Here is a 15,110-nt window from a genome sequence, read left to right as displayed (position 1 = left end):
ATCGGTTCTACTCCGCCCGAGAATTCGCTGCATCGCCTTGACCGCGAGGGGCCGGGCACGCTACAGCGCCGCCGAGACTCCTCGGCGGCGCTGTCGCATCAGGGCTCTCGCGAGCGTCAGCCGGCGGCCTCCTCCGGGCGCTCCTGCACCTCGATCGCCGCGGTGTCGGGCGCATAGCCCTCCACGTGCCGCTCCTCCACACCGTCGTAGGCGGAGAGCGGGCGGATCAGCGCGTTGGACGACTGCTGCTCCAGGATGTGCGCCGTCCACCCCGTCACTCGCGCCGCGACGAACAGCGGCGTGAACGTGAGGGTGTCGAATCCGATGAGGTTGTACGCGGGGCCCGAGGGGTAGTCGAGGTTGGGGTAGATGCCCTTGCGGCCGACGAACTCGCTCTCCAGCCGCTCGTACAGCTCGGCGACCTCGCGGCGGTCGTAGTGCACGACCAGGGTGTCCAGCGCGGCCTTCATGGTGGGCACGCGCGAGTCGCCGCGCTTGTACACGCGGTGGCCGAAGCCCATGATCTTCCGCTTCTCCGCCAGGGCCTTGTCGAGCCACTCCTCCACGCGGTCGGCCGTGCCGATCTCGTCGAAGATGTGCATCACGGCCTCGTTGGCGCCGCCGTGCAGCGGGCCCTTGAGGGCGCCGATCGCACCGACCACCGCGGAGTACAGGTCGCTGAGGGTCGAGGTGATGACGCGCGCCGTGAAGGTGGACGCGTTGAAGGAGTGCTCGGCATACAGGGTCATGGAGCGGTTGAAGGCGTCGACGACCACCGGGTCCTGCTCCTCGCCGAACGTCATCCACAGGAAGTTGGCCGCATAGTCGAGGTCGTCGCGCGGCTCGACCAGCGGCAGGTCCCGCCGACGCCGCTGCCCGTAGGCGACGATCGCCGGCAGCGCCGCGAACAGCCGCAGACTCCGCTCCAGGTTCACGTCGGGCGTGCCGACCGCGTCCAGGACGTTGCCGATGCCCGCGGTCTCGATCGCGCCGATGACGCTCACCGCGGTGCGGACCTCGTCCATGGGATGCGCATCCAGCGGAAGACGGTCGATCGCCTCCTTCACCTCGGGCGCGAGCGCGCGGTGCCGGCGCTCCTCCGCCCGGAACGCGGCCAGCTCGTCGCCCGTCGGCAGCTCGCCGTTCCACAGGAGGGAAGCCACGGCCTCGAACGGCTGCGTGGCCGCGAGCTCCTGCACGGGGTAGCCGCGGTACAGCAGGCTGTTCGTCTCGGGGTTGACCTTCGAGATCGCGGTCGTGTCGACGACGACGCCCGCGAGGCCCTTCTTGATGTCCGGCTCGGTCATGGTCACTCCTTCGTGATGGTGAAGTTGAAGACGCCCGAGTCGAAGCGGTTGTACGACTCGTAGTCGATCAGCTCGTAGAGGTCGGCGCGGTGCTGCATCTCGCCGAGCTTCGAGGTCAGATGCCCCTCCTCGTTCAGCGTATCGAGCGCGCGGTCTGCGGCGCCCATCGCGATGCGCAGCAGGGACACCGGCCAGATGGCGATCCGCACCCCGGCGTCCCGGAGCTGGTCGACGGAGAACAGCTCGCTCTTGCCGAACTCGGTCATGTTCGCCAGGATCGGCACGTCCAGCGCGTCCGCCATCGCCTCGAACTCGCCGAGCGTGCGCATGGCCTCGGGGAAGATCGCATCCGCCCCCGCGTCGACGAGGGCCTTCGCGCGGTCGATCGCCGCGTCGAGACCGTCGATCGCACGGATGTCGGTGCGGGCCATGATCAGGAAGTTCTCGTCGCGACGGGCGTCGGCGGCGGCACGGATCCGCTTGATCGCCGTGTCCTCGTCCACCACGCTCTTGCCGTCGAGGTGGCCGCACCGCTTGGGGTTGATCTGGTCCTCGATGTGGGTGCCGGCGAGCCCCGCATCCTCCAGCTCCTGGATCGTGCGGGCGACGTTCATCGGCTCGCCGAAGCCGGTGTCGGCGTCGACGATCGCGGGGAGATCGGTCATGCGCGCGATCTGCTTCGCGCGGCCCGCGACCTCGGTCAGCGTGGTCAGGCCGATGTCGGGCAGGCCCAGGTCGGCGGAGAGCACAGCGCCCGAGATGTAGACGCCGTCGAAGCCCTTCTGCGCGATGAGCCGGGCGCTCAGCGGGTTGAACGCGCCGGGGAACCGCAGCAGCTCGCCGGAGTCCAGCCGCTCCCGGAACAGCCGCCGCTTCTCCGCGGGCGACACGGTGGAGTACAGCATCAGTTGCTCTCCTCGGATCGGTGTTCACAACTCAGGAGAACTGCGGCGGGAACAGCCGCATGGGCGGTCAACCGACGGGTCCCGGGCCGATTCTCCTGAGTTGTGAACGGCGCGGGCATCAGAACAGTCCCCGCGGGGCCTCGGCGGCGTCGAGCAGCCCGGGCTTCGCGACGATCGAGAGCTCGGCGACCTCGTCCGCGGTGAGCTCGGGAAGGCGCTGCACGAGCTCCAGGAAGCGCTCGATCTCGGCCGGCTCGAGCACGGGCTCGGCGAGCAGGCGGAACTTGGCGACGTAGTTCTCACGGGCGAAGGGCCGGGCGCCGAGCGGGTGCGCATCGGCCACCGCGATCTCGTCGACCACGGTGCTGCCGTCCGTGAGACGGATCTCGACGCGGCCGCCGAAGGCCTTCTCGTCCGGGTCCTCCGAGTGGTAGCGGCGCGTCCACTCCGCGTCCTCCGCGGTGGTGATCTTGTGCCACAGGGCGACGGTGTCGACGCGGCCGGCGCGCTCGGGGGTGTAGGAGTCGACGTGGTGCCAGCCGCCGTCCTGCAGCGCGACGGCGAAGATGTAGGGCACCGAGTGGTCGAGGGTCTCGCGCGAGGCGGTGGGGTCGTACTTCTGCGGGTCGTTCGCGCCGGAGCCGATCACGTTGTGGGTGTGGTGGCTGGTGTGGATGACGATCGCGTCGATGTTCTCCGGGTCCCGCAGCGCGGGGTTCTCGGTGCCGAGTCGCCGGGCGAGGTCGATGAGCGCCTGCGCCTGGTACTCCGCGGAGTGCTCCTTCGTGTACGAGTCGAGGATCGCGCGCTTGGGCTCGCCCGCGGCAGGCAGCGGCACGTCGTAGGACGCGTCCTTCCCGTCGAGCATCCACGCGATCACGCCGTCTTCGCCTTCGTAGATCGGGGCGGGGCTGGTCTGTCCGCGCATCGCCCGGTCGACCGCCTCGACGGCCATCTTGCCCGCGAACGCCGGAGCGTGCGCCTTCCATGTGGAGATCTCGCCCTTGCGGCTCTGTCGGGTCGCGGTCGTGGTGTGCAGCGCCTGACCGACCGCCTGGTAGATGGTCTCCACGTCGAGGCCGAGCAGCGTGCCGATGCCGGCCGCTGCCGAGGGGCCGAGGTGGGCGACGTGGTCGATCTTGTGCTTGTGCAGGCAGATTGCGCGGACGAGGTCCATCTGGATCTCGTAGCCGGTGGCGATGCCGCGCACGAGCGCCCTGCCGTCCTTGCCCGCGTGCTGTGCGACCGCGAGGATCGGCGGGATGTTGTCGCCCGGGTGCGAGTACTCCGCGGCGAGGAACGTGTCGTGGTAGTCGAGCTCGCGCACGGCGACGCCGTTCGCCCAGGCCGCCCATTCGGGGCTGGTGCGGCGGTCGAGCGGAGTGCCGAACAGGTTCGCACCGGCGCCGCCCGTCGAGACGGGGTGGCTGAGAGCCTGGGCCCGCGCCGCGTTGATGGGCGCCCTGGTGAGCGAGGCGGCGGCGACCGCGGCGTTGTCGATGATGCGGTTGATGATCATGTCGACGACGTCCTGCTCGACCTCGACCTGGTCGACGGCGACCTCGGCGATCTTCCAGGCGAGCTGGTCCTGGCGCTCGAGGTTCTCGGAGCTGGCGTGCACGCGGACGTGGTGGGAGACGGTCATGAGTGTCCTTCGCTGTCGGGGAGGGAGTCGAGGATGCCGGTGAGCGCGTTGTGCAGGTGCACGTGCGTGGCGTGGGCGGCGAGGTCACCGTCGCGGGCGGCGAGCGCCTGGGCGATGGTCCGGTGCTCGCCCGCGGAGGCGGCGAGCCTGGCCGGTTTGTCGCGCGCCATGCGCCGCACGCGCACGAGGTGGGTGCGGACGGTGCGCAGCGCGGCGGCGATGTAGTCGTTGGCGACGGCCGCGTCGAGGGCGGCGTCGAAGCGGGCGATCAGGGCGTAGTACGCCTCGCGGCCCTCCGCGCCGGTGAGGTCGACGTGCGCGAACTCGTCGGCGAGGGCGGCGAAGAGTCCCGCGTCTCCCCGGGCGGCGGCGAGCCGGGCGGACATCTCCTCCAGCGCGCGACGGATCTCGAACAGGGAGCGGATGTCGTCGGCGTCGAGGTCGGCCACGACGGTGACCCGGGGCGACTGCTGCACGACGAGGCCGTCGGCGGCGAGGCGGCGCAGGGCTTCGCGCATGGGAGTGCGACTGATTCCCAGCCGCTCGGCCTGCTCGACCTCGCCCAGTACGTGACCTGCCGGCAGGTCGCCGGACTGGATGCCGTCCAGCAGCGCCGCGTAGGCGCGATCGCTCGCGGACGTGCGCTCGACAGGGAGGACCATGCCCTCAGTGTATACATAAAAGGCCGGATGCGGCATCTGACGCCGTATGCACCGCGCTCACGTATACATTCGAGAGCCGTCCGTCACGGTCGCGTCAGCGCGGGCCGGCGGTCACGCCGGGCTCCACGAACTCCGCGGCCTCGACCCTCGGCTCGCCGAGCTTGACCACCACGACCCCCGCCAGCACGAGCACGCCACCGAGCGCCTGCAGCAGGTCCGGCAGCTGGCCGAGCAGGAGCCATCCGAACAGCAGTGCGGCCACGACCTCGGCGAGCGCCACGAAGGACGCGAGTCGCGAGCCGAGCATGCGCGTCGACGCGATGCCCAGCAGGTAGGCGAGGGCCGTCGCGAGCACACCGATCGCGAGCACCGGGACGAACCACGGCACGGTGCCGAAGCGGTACGCGATGTCGTCCGTGGTCCAGGCGATCGGCACCACCCCCACGGCACCCGCGAGCGTGAGGCCGAGGGCGCCGAGCAGCAGCCCGCTGCCGGCGAGGGCGAGGGGCGGGAGGCCCGTGTCGGCGCGCGCGGACAGCACGAAGTAGCTCGCCGCGCCCACCATCGCCCCGAGCGCCCACAGGATGCCAGGCACGTTCACCTCGGACCCGGTGACCACGTCGAGCATGAGCACGAGGCCGGCGAACGCGATGACCGCCCCCAGGATGCTGCGCCGACTCGGCCGCTCGCCGTGGCGCACCCAGAGCCACAGCAGCACCGCGACCGGGGCGGTGTACTCGATGAGCAGGGCGATCCCGACGTCCATGACCGCGACGGCCTGGAAGTAGAACAGCTGGGTGGCGGCGACCGCGAGCAGCCCGTAGGCGCCGATCATGACCGCGTTCCGGCGCAGCAGATGCCAGCGACCCCGCAGCGCCAGGATCGTCGGCACGAGCAGCACGAGGGCGGCGACCCAGACGCGCACGGTGACGGCGGCACCCGGCGTCCATCCGGCATCGATCAGGCCGCGGGCCCAGGCGCCGGACATCCCGAAGGCGAAGGCGGCGCCGATCGCGAGGGCGAGACCCGCGCGTACGGTGGTCTTCGATTGCTTGTCATCGACCATGGCGCTCATGAGAAGTGACGCTACGCTCGCGACGAGTAAGCTGTCAACATGGTCTTCACGAATGACACGGAGGATGCCCTCCGCGCAGCCGTCTGGCTCGCGAACTCGGCGGAGGCACCGGACACGCTGGTCGACGATGCCGACGAGGAGTCGTTCCTCCAGGCCTTCCCCTACACCGGCCGCATCGACAGGGACGGCGTCGAGCTGGCCGACCTCCGCGCCCTGCGACCTCGGCTGCGCGCCATGCTGCTCGCCCCCAGGGACGACATGGCCGCCCACGTGAACGCCGCGCTGTCCGACGTGCGACTGCGCCCCCGGCTGGTGCGCCACGACGAGATCGACTGGCACCTGCACGCCCTCGCCGACGATCGCCCCCTGGCGGAGCGCGTGCTCATCGAGACCGCCATGGCGCTGATCGACGTGATCCGGGCCGACGAGGGCTCGCGCCTGTCGGTCTGCGCCGACGACGACTGCCAGGCCATCGCGCTGGACCTGTCGCGCAACCGTTCCAAGCGCTACTGCTCCACGACGTGTGCGAACCGCAACGCCGTCGCCGCCTACCGCGCCCGCCGCGCCGCGACCTGAGGCCGCCCGATGCTACAGGAGCCCTACGCCACCTGGTTCCTCGATGCCGCGTTCGACGGCTCGTACGGTCGCACCGAAGCCGAGCTGCGCGCCGTGGACCCCGTGCCGCCGCCCCCTGGCTTCGCGGAGCGCTGGCGGGCGTGGCGCACGGAGGCCGCGTCCGTCGATGCGGATCCCGCGGTGCTCTCGACCGAGGAGCGCGGCGGGCGGCGGGTGTCGCTGATCGAGCACTCGGGCGTGGACGGCACGAGGCTGCGCGCCTGGGCGGTCGTGCCGCGGGACGGGGCCGCGCGCCTCGGGGTGGTGCACGGCCACGGCTACGGCGGACGCGACGCGGTGCAGCTCGCCCGCGTGCCGCGTGATGCCGCCGCGATCTTCCCCGTGGCACGGGGTCTCGGCGCGCTGAACGCCGGTGTGGGCGCGCCCGAGCCGGTGCAGCAGCACGTGCTCGCCGGGATCGACGACCCCGACCGGTACGTGCTCGGGCTGTGTGCGCGCGACCTGTGGCTCGCCGCGGACGCGCTCGGGGCCCTCGCGGGAGAGCTGCCGCTGTACTACGTGGGCGAGAGCTTCGGCGGGGGCGTCGGCGCACTGGCACTGCCCTGGGACGACCGGTACCGCGGGGCGACACTGATCGTGCCGAGCTTCGGGCAGTACGACGAACGCCTGGCCCTGCGATGCCTGGGCAGCGGCGAGGCGGTGCGGCAGCACGTGCGCCGGCACCCGGAGGCGCGGGACGTGCTGCGCTGGTTCGACGCCTCGACGAGCATCGGCTTCGCGCCCGTGCCGGTGCGGGTGGAGGCGGCACTGTGGGATCAGTACGTGCCGCCGCCGGGGCAGTTCGCGATCGCGACAGGAGCTCGTGACGCGGAGCTCGCCGTCCTTCCGGCGGGTCATGCAGAGTTCCCGGGATGGCAGGCGGTGACGGCCGCCGCCGTGCGCGGCGGCCGCGCGCACCTGGAGCGGACTCTGGCGCGCTGACGCCTCGACTCGGTCCGCGGCGGTCGCCGTGCGTCGCCGGCCTGCCCTCCGCGGACGCGCGGGGCACTCTGCGCAGGCGAGCACTGGACGGCACCTGTCATAACAGGTACAGTGAGCCTGTCATTACAGGTTGCGCAGCGCCGCAGCATCCGTTCCGAGGAGCATTGATGCCCGAGTACCACACCCCGCCGATCTCCCCGATGGCGATCGCCTTCGACGCCGAGAAGCTCACGCTCTCCCCCGAAGGACCAACCCTGACGCGGCGGATGTCCGACCTCGACGGCCTGTTCCGCGACCGCGACGCCTGGGCCGCGGCGGCCGAGGGCGACGATCCGGTGGTGTACACCGTCGTCAGCTCTCCCGTTCCCGAGGTCGAGCGCGAGCTGCCGCAGTCGATCACCACGATCATGCCGGGCGACACCGCCGGGGAGCTGTGGATGACGAAGGGGCACCAGCACCCCGACCACCAGGGCGAGATCTACCTCGCACTCAAGGGCCGCGGCGGACTGCTCATGTTCGACGGCGAGCGCACCGAGTGGCTCGACATGCTGCCCGGGACCATCGGCTACATCCCGCCAGGGTGGGCGCACCGCTCCGTCAACACCGGCGACGAGCCGTACTCCTTCCTCGCGGTCTACCCCGGCGGCGCCGGACACGACTACGGATGGGTGCTGGAGCACGGCATGGGCGCCCGCGCCTACCGTGCGGCGGACGGCGTCGACCTCCGCCCGTACGCGGAATAGGCTCCGGCCATGCTCATCGCGCACGACCTCGGGACCACCGGGAACAAGGCGTCCCTGCATCACGACGACGGTCGCCTGGTGGCTGCGGTCACCGTGCCGTACCCGGCGCACTTCGCCGCCGGCGGGGTGGCCGAGCAGAACCCCGGGGACTGGTGGGATGCGGTGGTCGCCGCCACCCGCGAGCTCCTCGCGCGCACGGACACCGCGCCGACCGACGTCGCCGGACTCGTCGTCAGCGGACAGATGATGGGCGCCGTGCTGCTCGACGCCGAGGGCGAGCCCGCGCGACCCGCGATCATCTGGGCCGACACCCGGGCCGGCGCACAGCAGCGCGAACTGGAGGCCGCGATCGGCGCCGAGCGCGCCTACGCCATCCTCGGCCATCGCCTCAACCCCACGTACTCGGTCGAGAAGATCATGTGGGTGCGCGACAACGAGCCCGAGGTCTGGGCGCGCGTGCGGCGCGTGTGCGTCGCGAAGGACTTCATCGTGCTGCGGCTCACCGGGCGACTCGCCACGGACCGCTCCGACGCCTCCGGCACCAACGCCTACGACCAGCGGGCGGGCACCTGGTCCGAGGACGTGCTCTCGGCCGCACGGCTCGACCGCACCCTCTTCCCGGAGATCCTGGAGTCGACGCAGATCGCCGGCCCGCTCACCTCCGCCGCCGCGGAGGCACTGGGCCTGCACACGGGCGTGCGCGTGGTGATGGGCGGCGGGGACGGCCCGCTCGCAGCGGTCGGCTCCGGCGTCGTGGCCCCCGAGGACGGCGCCTACGTCTGCCTCGGCACGTCGTCGTGGATCTCGTTCGCGGCCGACAGCCCGCTGCACGACCCCGCGATGCGCACCTTCACGTTCGACAACGTGGTGCCCGCCTCCTACGTGCCGACCGCGACCATGCAGGCCGGCGGCGCGTCGGTGCAGTGGATCGCCGAGGCGCTCTCGCCCGATCCCGCACGCCCGGAGACCGGGCGGCTGACCGCAGAGGCCGCCGCCGACATCGACACAGACGACCTGTACTTCCTCCCGTACCTGCTCGGCGAGCGCTCCCCGCTGTGGGACCCCGACGCTCGCGGCGCCTTCGTCGGACTCGCGCGACACCACGGCAGGGCGCACCTGATGCGTGCCGTGCTGGAGGGAACCGCGTTCAACCTGCTCACCTGCATCCAGGCGTTCCGCGAGGCGGGCGCCGCGATCGACCGCATCGACGCGGTGGGCGGCGGCGCACAGAGCGACGTGTACCTCTCGGTCCTCGCCGATGTGTGGGGTGTGCCCGTGCGACGCCGCACGATCGTGGAGGAGGCGAACAGCCTCGGTGCCGCTGTGACATGCGCCGTGGGGCTCGGTCTCACCGACTTCTCCGCCGCACGAGCGCTGAGCGAGGTCACGGCCGAGTTCACACCCGACCCCGGGCGCCACGCGGTCTACGCCGAGCGGCACACCCGCTTCACCGACGCCTACACGGCCCTCGCGCCGTGGTTCGCCGGACGGCCGCGCTGATGGGCGTCATCCTCGTCACCAGCCGCTCCTTCTCGGACGGCGACCTCGACCTGGTCGCGCGCGCCGCACGGGCGGGCCACCGGATCCTGCGCGGCCCCGCGCACCACGACCTGGACGAGCTGCGGGTGCTGCTGCATGGCGCGGATGCCTGGATCGCCGGCACGGGCCCGGTGACCGACGCGCACCTCGCCGCCGCGCCGAAGCTCCGGGTCGTGGCGCGCTACGGCGTCGGCACGGAGGCGGTCGACGTGGCGGCCGCTCGCGAACGCGGCATCCCGGTCACAAACACCCCCGGCGCCAACGCCGACGCGGTCGCCGATCACACCCTCGGCCTGATGCTCGCGGCACTGCGTCGCATCCCGGACGGCGATCGCCGTGTGCGCGCGGGTGACTGGGGCGTGCGCCGCGGCCGCGAGCTGGGCGCCGCGACGGTCGGCATCGTCGGCTTCGGCCGGATCGGACAGGGTGTCGCGCGGCGGCTCAGCGGCTTCGGCCCGCGCGTGCTGGCCGCGGACCCGTTCCTTCCCGCCGATGTCGTGCGGGCGGGCGGGGCCGAGCCGGTCGCGCTCGACGAGCTGTTCGGCACCGCCGACGTCGTCACGCTGCATGCCCCGGGCGGACAGCGCCTCCTCGACGCCGAGCGGCTCGCGGGCATGCGCCGGGGCACCGTCGTCGTCAACACCGCGCGCGGCGACCTCGTCGACGAGCAGGCGGTGGCCGAAGCGCTCCGCGACGGCACCCTCGCGGGCTACGCCGCCGACACCCTCGACGGCGACACCGCCGCGCACGACAGTCCGCTGCTCGCCGCGGACCTGGCCGACCGGGTGATCGTCACGCCGCACCTCGGCGCGCAGACCACCCAGGCCGTCGACAACATGGGCTCCCTCTCGCTCGACGATGTGATCGCCGTGCTCGCCGGGGCCGAGCCCGCCCACCCCGTGCCCGTCCCTCAGGAGACCTCATGACCACCACCGCCGACGCCGTCTCCGCCGCTGACGCGGCCACCGCCGACTACATGGGTTTCGTCGGGGTCACCACCGCGTCCTCGTCGATCATGAAGGTCTTCCCGCTCTGGGCCGACATCCTCGGCCTGCCCACCCGCACCCTCGTCGGGCACGATCTGCCGATGGACGCCGACCCCGCGCAGTACCGGGCGATGGTGGAGCAGATCCGCGACGACCCGCACCACCGCGGGGCCCTGGTCACCACGCACAAGATGAATGTGTACGCCGCGGCGTCCGACCTGTTCGCCGAGCTCGATCCGTTCGCCGTGTCGTGCGCCGAGATCTCCAGCATCGCCAAGCGCGGAGGGCTCCTGTCCGGACGCGCGAAGGATCCGATCACGGTCGACCTCGCGTTGAACGACTTCCTCCCCGCCGACCACTTCTCGCGCACGGGGGCCGAGGTGGTCATCCTGGGCGCCGGCGGTTCCGGCACGGCACTCAGCTGGGCACTCGCGGAACGCGGCGACGCTCCCTCGCGGGTCACGGTGACGGCCCGCACGCAGGACAAGCTCGACCACCTGCGCGAGGTGCATCGCCAGCACGGCACTCCGGAAAACCTGATCCGCTACGTGGTGACGGAGACGCCGGAGCAGGCGGATGCCCTGGTCGCCGCCGCGCCCGCGGGCTCCGTCATCGCGAACGCCACCGGGCTCGGCAAGGACCGCCCCGGGTCGCCGCTGACCGACGCGGTCGTGTTCCCGGAGAGCGCGTACGCGTGGGAGTTCAACTACCGCGGCTCGCTGGAGTTCCTGCATCAGGCCGAGGCCCAGGCGGAATCCCGCGGGCTCCACGTGGTCGACGGCTGGCGCTACTTCATCCACGGGTGGTCGCAGGTGGTCGCCGACGTGTTCGAGCTCGACCTGACGCCCGAGGTCGTGGAGCAGCTCGCCGAAGCCGCGGAGACGGTGCGCTGATGGCGACCGTGCGCACGGTGCTCGGTGACATCGATCCGTCGGAGCTCGGGCGCGTGGACTACCACGAGCACCTGTTCCAGGTGTCGCCGCTGCTGCCGGGCGACGAGCTCGACGACGAGGCCGCGTCCGGCGAGGAGGCACGGCTGCTGCGCGAGAGCGGCTTCGACGCGATGGTCGACGCCACGCCATTCGGCCTCGGCAGGGACCCGGCGGCTCTGGCGCGGATCAGTGCGCGCACGGGCCTGCGGGTGGTCGCCGCGACCGGGCGGCATCGCGAGGCCCACTACGGCGCGGACCACCCGATGCGGGTGTGGGACGCGGAACGGCTGGCCGCGCTGTTCGTCGCCGACATCGAGCGTGGCATGCCCTCCGACGACGCGGCCGTGTTCGCGGCGCCCGACGTGCCGACCGCCGCGGCTCCGGACGGCTCCCCGGTGCGCGCAGGCCTGCTCAAGGGCGGCACCGACTACTGGCGCATCAGCGCGTTCGAGCGCACGACGCTGCTCGCTGTGGCCGCGGCCCACCGGGCCACCGGAGCCCCCGTGATGGTGCACCTGGAGTTCTGCACGGCGGCGCATGAGGTGCTCGACCTGCTCGCCGACGAGGGCGTGGCGTCCGACCGGGTGATGCTCGCGCACGCCGACCGCGACCCCGACCCCGGACTGCACGTCTCTCTCGCGGAGCGCGGCGCCCACCTCGGCTACGACGGCTTCGCCCGCCCGCGCACCCGGTCCGACGCGGAACTGCTGGCGCTCACGGCCGCCGTGGTGGAGCGCGGCGCGGGCGACCGCATCGTGCTGGGCGGGGATGTCGCACGACGTACGCGCTACAGCGCATACGGCGGCATGCCCGGACTCGCCTACCTCGGCGAGCGCTACCTCCCCCGCCTGCGCGAGGCGGTGGGCGAGGAAGCCGTGGAGCGTATGCTCGTGCACACGCCCGCACGACTGCTCACCCTCACCCGTTGAGACTCCGCCACCCGACACCGTCTCACTCCGCACCCGAGGAGCCCCCATGACCGAGCCCACCGTTCTGCATGCCATGTTCACCGCGCGACCCGGCGCGGCCGACCGCGTCGCCGCACTCCTGAGGGACTTCGCGGAGGTCGTGCGCGCCGAGGAGGGGAACATCGTGTTCGATGCGTCGCGTCTCGTCGATGACCCGGACCGCTTCTTCGTGTACGAGGTGTATCGCGACGAGGTCGCCTTCCAGGAGCACCTGTCCGCGTCCGCCGGAGTGCCGTTCAACGCGGCGCTCCAGGAGCTGATCGTGGAGCCCGCGTCGATCCTCACCTTCCTCCGCCGCGTCTGACCCTGCGCCCGCGCGGCCGGCCTGTGGACAACGCGGACGGACGGCCACGAGTTCGACGTACCGTGGCCCGGTGACTCGTCCCCACCCCTCCCTGGCGTGCATCGCCGCCGCCCTCTTCGCCCTGCTCGGACTGACCGGCTGCTCCCCCGCCCCGCAGCCCACGCCCTCCCCCACGCCCACCCCGCTTTTCGCCTCGGAGGACGAGGCCTTCGCCGCCGCCGAGACCACCTACCGCGAATACAACGACGCCCTCAACCAGGTGGATCCGGCGGATCCGAAGACGTTCGAGAAGGTGTACGAGAAGACGACGGGCGATTTCGAGGACGTCGATCGCAAGAACCTCTCCGTCATGCATGCCGAAGAGGTGGTGATCACCGGTACGAACGTCGTGATCGGATTTCGACCGCTTGACACGACACCCACGTTCGACGAGATTCATGCCCGTGTGTGCATCGACGTGAGCAGCGTCCAGATTCTCGACAAGAACGGAGCGTCACTGGTCGATCCGGGGAGAACGCCCGTCTACGTCGCTGAAATCACCTTCGTCCGTGAGCGCGACGCCCTGGCGATCACCCACGCCACCCGATCCGCCGCACCATCATGCGACTGATCGTCGCTGCTGCCCTGAGCTGCTGCCTCTTCGCGTCAGGGGCCGGGCCGGACGACGGCCCGCCGGTCGCAGGAACGACATTCATGACGAGTTCCGGAAGCAGTAACGTTACGATCACCGCGAAGAAGACCACCCCCGGGTCGGGTGGCCCGCAGCGCACGTCACCCGATCCGGGCCCTCCTCGAGACACCGCCCTGCCGAAGAACTGCGTGGCTGACCGGATGGATCACTCGAGGTGCGCGTTCGAGGTCGTCCGCATCACCAGCCCCGCGGGCGGCCCGCTCACGATCTCCGACCTCACCGCGTTCGCGCCCGACCCGGTCGCCGCGACCAGCGACCCCGCAGGTGCCGGGGTCGCCGGACTCCCCACCAACTTCGTCGCCCCCGCCACCGTGCACACCCGCACCGGCACGCTCCTCGACCTGCCCGTCACCGTCCGCTTCACCCCCGTCGCCTTCGACTTCGACTACGGCGACGGCACCACCACGACCACCACCACCGCAGGGCAGACCTGGGCCGCCCTCCACCGACCCCAGTTCACCCCCACCGCCACCAGCCACACCTACCGTGACCGCGGCACCTACACCGCCCACGTCACGGTGCACTACGCCGCCGAAGTCGACCTCGGCAACGGCTGGTTCCCCGTCGACGGCGAACTCACCATCCCCGGCCCCGCCCAGACCCTCCGCATCTACGAGGCCACCACCGCCCTCGTCCAGCACACCTGCACCGAACAGCCCACCGCCCCCGGCTGCTGACTCCCCGGCCTGCTGACCTCGGACACAGCACCCCCACTGTCCTGAACACGACGAAGCCCCCCACCCGGAAGGCGAGGGGCTTCGTCGATCCTCAGGGGATCACTCGTAGAGCACCGCGGCGATCTTGTCGTCCTCGATGTTGTTCTTGTCGTACCAGTAGGAGCCGGTGTCGTAGAACTCCTCGACGTCCTCGCCGTTGGCCGCGTCGTACGCGGCCTGCACGACCTGGGCGCCGATGCCGATCGGGTCCTGGGTGATGGCGCCGGCCATGGTGCCGTCCTTGATCGCGTTGATCTGCGCGGCACCGGAGTCGAAGCCGACGATCGTGATCTTGCCCTTGTCGAGGCCCAGCTCGTTGACCGCGTTCACGACGCCGATGGCGGAGCCCTCGTTGGTGCCGTAGATGCCCTTGAGGTCGGGGTGCGCCGCGATCAGGGTCTTCGCGATGTCGGCCGACTTCAGGTGGTCGCCGTCGCCGTACTGGATGTCGACGATCTCGATGTCCGGGTAGTCCGCCTCGATCTTCTCGACGAAGCCGTCGCGACGCTCGACACCGGTCGAGTTGATCTGCGAGTGGCCGACGATCGCGACCTGGCCCTCGCCGCCGATGAGCTCCGCCATGTGCTCGGCCGCGAGCGCACCCGCGACCTTGCTGTCGGTGGCGGAGAGGCTGAGGCCCACATCGCCGTCGCACGGGGCGTCGAAGTAGACGACGGGGATGTCCTTCGACTTCGCCTGCTCGAGCGGGGCGACGCACGCCTCCGGGTCGAGCGCGGCGTACGCGATGGCATCCGGGTTCTTGTCGATCGCGGCGGTCAGCATCTCGAGCTGCTGGGCGATCTCGGTCTCCGCGGCGGGGCCCTCGAACGTGATCTTCACGCCGAGCTCTTCGGCCTTCTGCTCGGCGCCCTTCTTCACGGCCTGCCAGAACTGGTGCTGGAAGCCCTTCGAGACCATGGCGATGTACATCTCACCGTCGCCGCTGCCGCTGCCTCCGCCGGATCCTTCTTCGATCACGTCGCCGCCGCCGGCACAGCCGGCGAACACGAGCGCGGATGCGGCCACGAGCGCCGCGAAGGCGGTCTTCTTGCCGAATTTCATGGAAACTCCATTGTTCTG

Annotated in this window: 16 protein-coding genes; 10 read left to right on the top strand and 6 right to left on the bottom strand. The window is 71.4% G+C overall.

Annotation, left to right across the window (positions count from 1 at the left end):
• Positions 1–116 precede the first annotated feature (116 nt).
• The 5 genes from M3C17_RS02540 to M3C17_RS02520 all read right to left on the bottom strand — a co-directional run bounded on the left by M3C17_RS02540 (position 117) and on the right by M3C17_RS02520 (position 5,594).
• Positions 117–1,307, bottom strand: a complete 1,191-nt coding sequence (locus tag M3C17_RS02540; RefSeq protein ID WP_259976083.1) for a bifunctional 2-methylcitrate synthase/citrate synthase — start codon at positions 1,305–1,307, stop codon at positions 117–119.
• A 2-nt stretch (positions 1,308–1,309) separates the two neighbouring features.
• Positions 1,310–2,212: a methylisocitrate lyase gene (gene prpB / locus M3C17_RS02535; RefSeq protein ID WP_259976082.1), complete on the bottom strand. Its 903-nt coding sequence runs from the start codon at positions 2,210–2,212 to the stop codon at positions 1,310–1,312.
• A gap of 118 nt (positions 2,213–2,330) precedes the next feature.
• Positions 2,331–3,857, bottom strand: coding sequence for an MmgE/PrpD family protein (locus M3C17_RS02530; protein ID WP_259976081.1), 1,527 nt, complete (start codon positions 3,855–3,857; stop codon positions 2,331–2,333).
• The gene (locus M3C17_RS02525) at positions 3,854–4,519 is read right to left on the bottom strand and encodes a GntR family transcriptional regulator (RefSeq protein ID WP_259976080.1); all 666 of its coding nucleotides are present in this window, start codon (positions 4,517–4,519) and stop codon (positions 3,854–3,856) included. The genes M3C17_RS02530 and M3C17_RS02525 overlap by 4 nt, the downstream gene beginning before the upstream one ends.
• 94 nt (positions 4,520–4,613) lie before the next feature.
• The gene (locus M3C17_RS02520; protein WP_259976079.1) at positions 4,614–5,594 is read right to left on the bottom strand and encodes a DMT family transporter; all 981 of its coding nucleotides are present in this window, start codon (positions 5,592–5,594) and stop codon (positions 4,614–4,616) included.
• A gap of 39 nt (positions 5,595–5,633) precedes the next feature.
• On the opposite strand from M3C17_RS02520, the gene M3C17_RS02515 reads away from it, so the two are divergent.
• From M3C17_RS02515 to M3C17_RS02470, 10 genes are all read left to right on the top strand, one after another.
• Positions 5,634–6,170: a CGNR zinc finger domain-containing protein gene (locus tag M3C17_RS02515; RefSeq protein WP_259976078.1), complete on the top strand. Its 537-nt coding sequence runs from the start codon at positions 5,634–5,636 to the stop codon at positions 6,168–6,170.
• A 9-nt stretch (positions 6,171–6,179) separates the two neighbouring features.
• A complete protein-coding gene (locus tag M3C17_RS02510; RefSeq protein WP_259976077.1) occupies positions 6,180–7,151 on the top strand; it encodes an acetylxylan esterase in 972 nt (323 codons plus the stop codon).
• Between the two features lie 167 nt (positions 7,152–7,318).
• Complete coding sequence (locus tag M3C17_RS02505) at positions 7,319–7,894, top strand: glucose-6-phosphate isomerase family protein (protein WP_259976076.1); 576 nt, start codon at positions 7,319–7,321, stop codon at positions 7,892–7,894.
• Between the two features lie 9 nt (positions 7,895–7,903).
• Positions 7,904–9,394 (top strand): xylulokinase, encoded by a 1,491-nt coding sequence (xylB, locus tag M3C17_RS02500; protein WP_259976075.1) that lies wholly within the window; start codon positions 7,904–7,906, stop codon positions 9,392–9,394.
• Positions 9,394–10,359, top strand: coding sequence for a phosphoglycerate dehydrogenase (locus M3C17_RS02495; protein ID WP_259976074.1), 966 nt, complete (start codon positions 9,394–9,396; stop codon positions 10,357–10,359). The genes xylB and M3C17_RS02495 overlap by 1 nt, the downstream gene beginning before the upstream one ends.
• Complete coding sequence (locus M3C17_RS02490) at positions 10,356–11,312, top strand: shikimate dehydrogenase (protein WP_259976073.1); 957 nt, start codon at positions 10,356–10,358, stop codon at positions 11,310–11,312. Before M3C17_RS02495 ends, M3C17_RS02490 begins: the two co-directional genes overlap by 4 nt.
• A complete protein-coding gene (locus tag M3C17_RS02485) occupies positions 11,312–12,280 on the top strand; it encodes a phosphotriesterase (protein ID WP_259976072.1) in 969 nt (322 codons plus the stop codon). The genes M3C17_RS02490 and M3C17_RS02485 overlap by 1 nt, the downstream gene beginning before the upstream one ends.
• 46 nt (positions 12,281–12,326) lie before the next feature.
• Positions 12,327–12,623, top strand: a complete 297-nt coding sequence (locus tag M3C17_RS02480) for a putative quinol monooxygenase (RefSeq protein WP_259976071.1) — start codon at positions 12,327–12,329, stop codon at positions 12,621–12,623.
• 70 nt (positions 12,624–12,693) lie between these two features.
• On the top strand, positions 12,694–13,233 hold the full coding sequence (locus tag M3C17_RS02475) for a hypothetical protein (RefSeq protein ID WP_259976070.1): 540 nt from the start codon (positions 12,694–12,696) through the stop codon (positions 13,231–13,233).
• Positions 13,234–13,454: 221 nt separating this feature from the next.
• Positions 13,455–13,991, top strand: coding sequence for a hypothetical protein (locus M3C17_RS02470; protein WP_259976069.1), 537 nt, complete (start codon positions 13,455–13,457; stop codon positions 13,989–13,991).
• A 99-nt stretch (positions 13,992–14,090) separates the two neighbouring features.
• Here M3C17_RS02470 and M3C17_RS02465 read toward each other — a convergent pair whose 3' ends face one another.
• Complete coding sequence (locus tag M3C17_RS02465) at positions 14,091–15,092, bottom strand: ABC transporter substrate-binding protein (RefSeq protein ID WP_259976068.1); 1,002 nt, start codon at positions 15,090–15,092, stop codon at positions 14,091–14,093.
• Positions 15,093–15,110: the final 18 nt, after the last annotated feature.

This window comes from Microbacterium sp. p3-SID336 (assembly GCF_025143365.1).
GTDB lineage: Bacteria > Actinomycetota > Actinomycetes > Actinomycetales > Microbacteriaceae > Microbacterium.
Note: the sequence above shows the minus strand (reverse complement) of the source record. Positions and strands in the feature narration are given on the sequence as shown.

Excerpts from the sequence above, each read along its gene's own strand:
- xylB (WP_259976075.1), top strand. The coding sequence starts at position 7,904 with ATGCTCATCGCGCACGACCTCGGGACCACCGGGAACAAGGCGTCCCTG.
- M3C17_RS02530 (WP_259976081.1), bottom strand. The coding sequence starts at position 3,857 with ATGACCGTCTCCCACCACGTCCGCGTGCACGCCAGCTCCGAGAACCTC.
- M3C17_RS02480 (WP_259976071.1), top strand. The coding sequence starts at position 12,327 with ATGACCGAGCCCACCGTTCTGCATGCCATGTTCACCGCGCGACCCGGC.
- M3C17_RS02470 (WP_259976069.1), top strand. The coding sequence starts at position 13,455 with ATGGATCACTCGAGGTGCGCGTTCGAGGTCGTCCGCATCACCAGCCCC.
- prpB (WP_259976082.1), bottom strand. The coding sequence starts at position 2,212 with ATGCTGTACTCCACCGTGTCGCCCGCGGAGAAGCGGCGGCTGTTCCGG.
- M3C17_RS02525 (WP_259976080.1), bottom strand. The coding sequence starts at position 4,519 with ATGGTCCTCCCTGTCGAGCGCACGTCCGCGAGCGATCGCGCCTACGCG.
- M3C17_RS02510 (WP_259976077.1), top strand. The coding sequence starts at position 6,180 with ATGCTACAGGAGCCCTACGCCACCTGGTTCCTCGATGCCGCGTTCGAC.
- M3C17_RS02515 (WP_259976078.1), top strand. The coding sequence starts at position 5,634 with ATGGTCTTCACGAATGACACGGAGGATGCCCTCCGCGCAGCCGTCTGG.
- M3C17_RS02495 (WP_259976074.1), top strand. The coding sequence starts at position 9,394 with ATGGGCGTCATCCTCGTCACCAGCCGCTCCTTCTCGGACGGCGACCTC.
- M3C17_RS02465 (WP_259976068.1), bottom strand. The coding sequence starts at position 15,092 with ATGAAATTCGGCAAGAAGACCGCCTTCGCGGCGCTCGTGGCCGCATCC.
- M3C17_RS02490 (WP_259976073.1), top strand. The coding sequence starts at position 10,356 with ATGACCACCACCGCCGACGCCGTCTCCGCCGCTGACGCGGCCACCGCC.
- M3C17_RS02505 (WP_259976076.1), top strand. The coding sequence starts at position 7,319 with ATGCCCGAGTACCACACCCCGCCGATCTCCCCGATGGCGATCGCCTTC.
- M3C17_RS02540 (WP_259976083.1), bottom strand. The coding sequence starts at position 1,307 with ATGACCGAGCCGGACATCAAGAAGGGCCTCGCGGGCGTCGTCGTCGAC.
- M3C17_RS02485 (WP_259976072.1), top strand. The coding sequence starts at position 11,312 with ATGGCGACCGTGCGCACGGTGCTCGGTGACATCGATCCGTCGGAGCTC.
- M3C17_RS02520 (WP_259976079.1), bottom strand. The coding sequence starts at position 5,594 with ATGAGCGCCATGGTCGATGACAAGCAATCGAAGACCACCGTACGCGCG.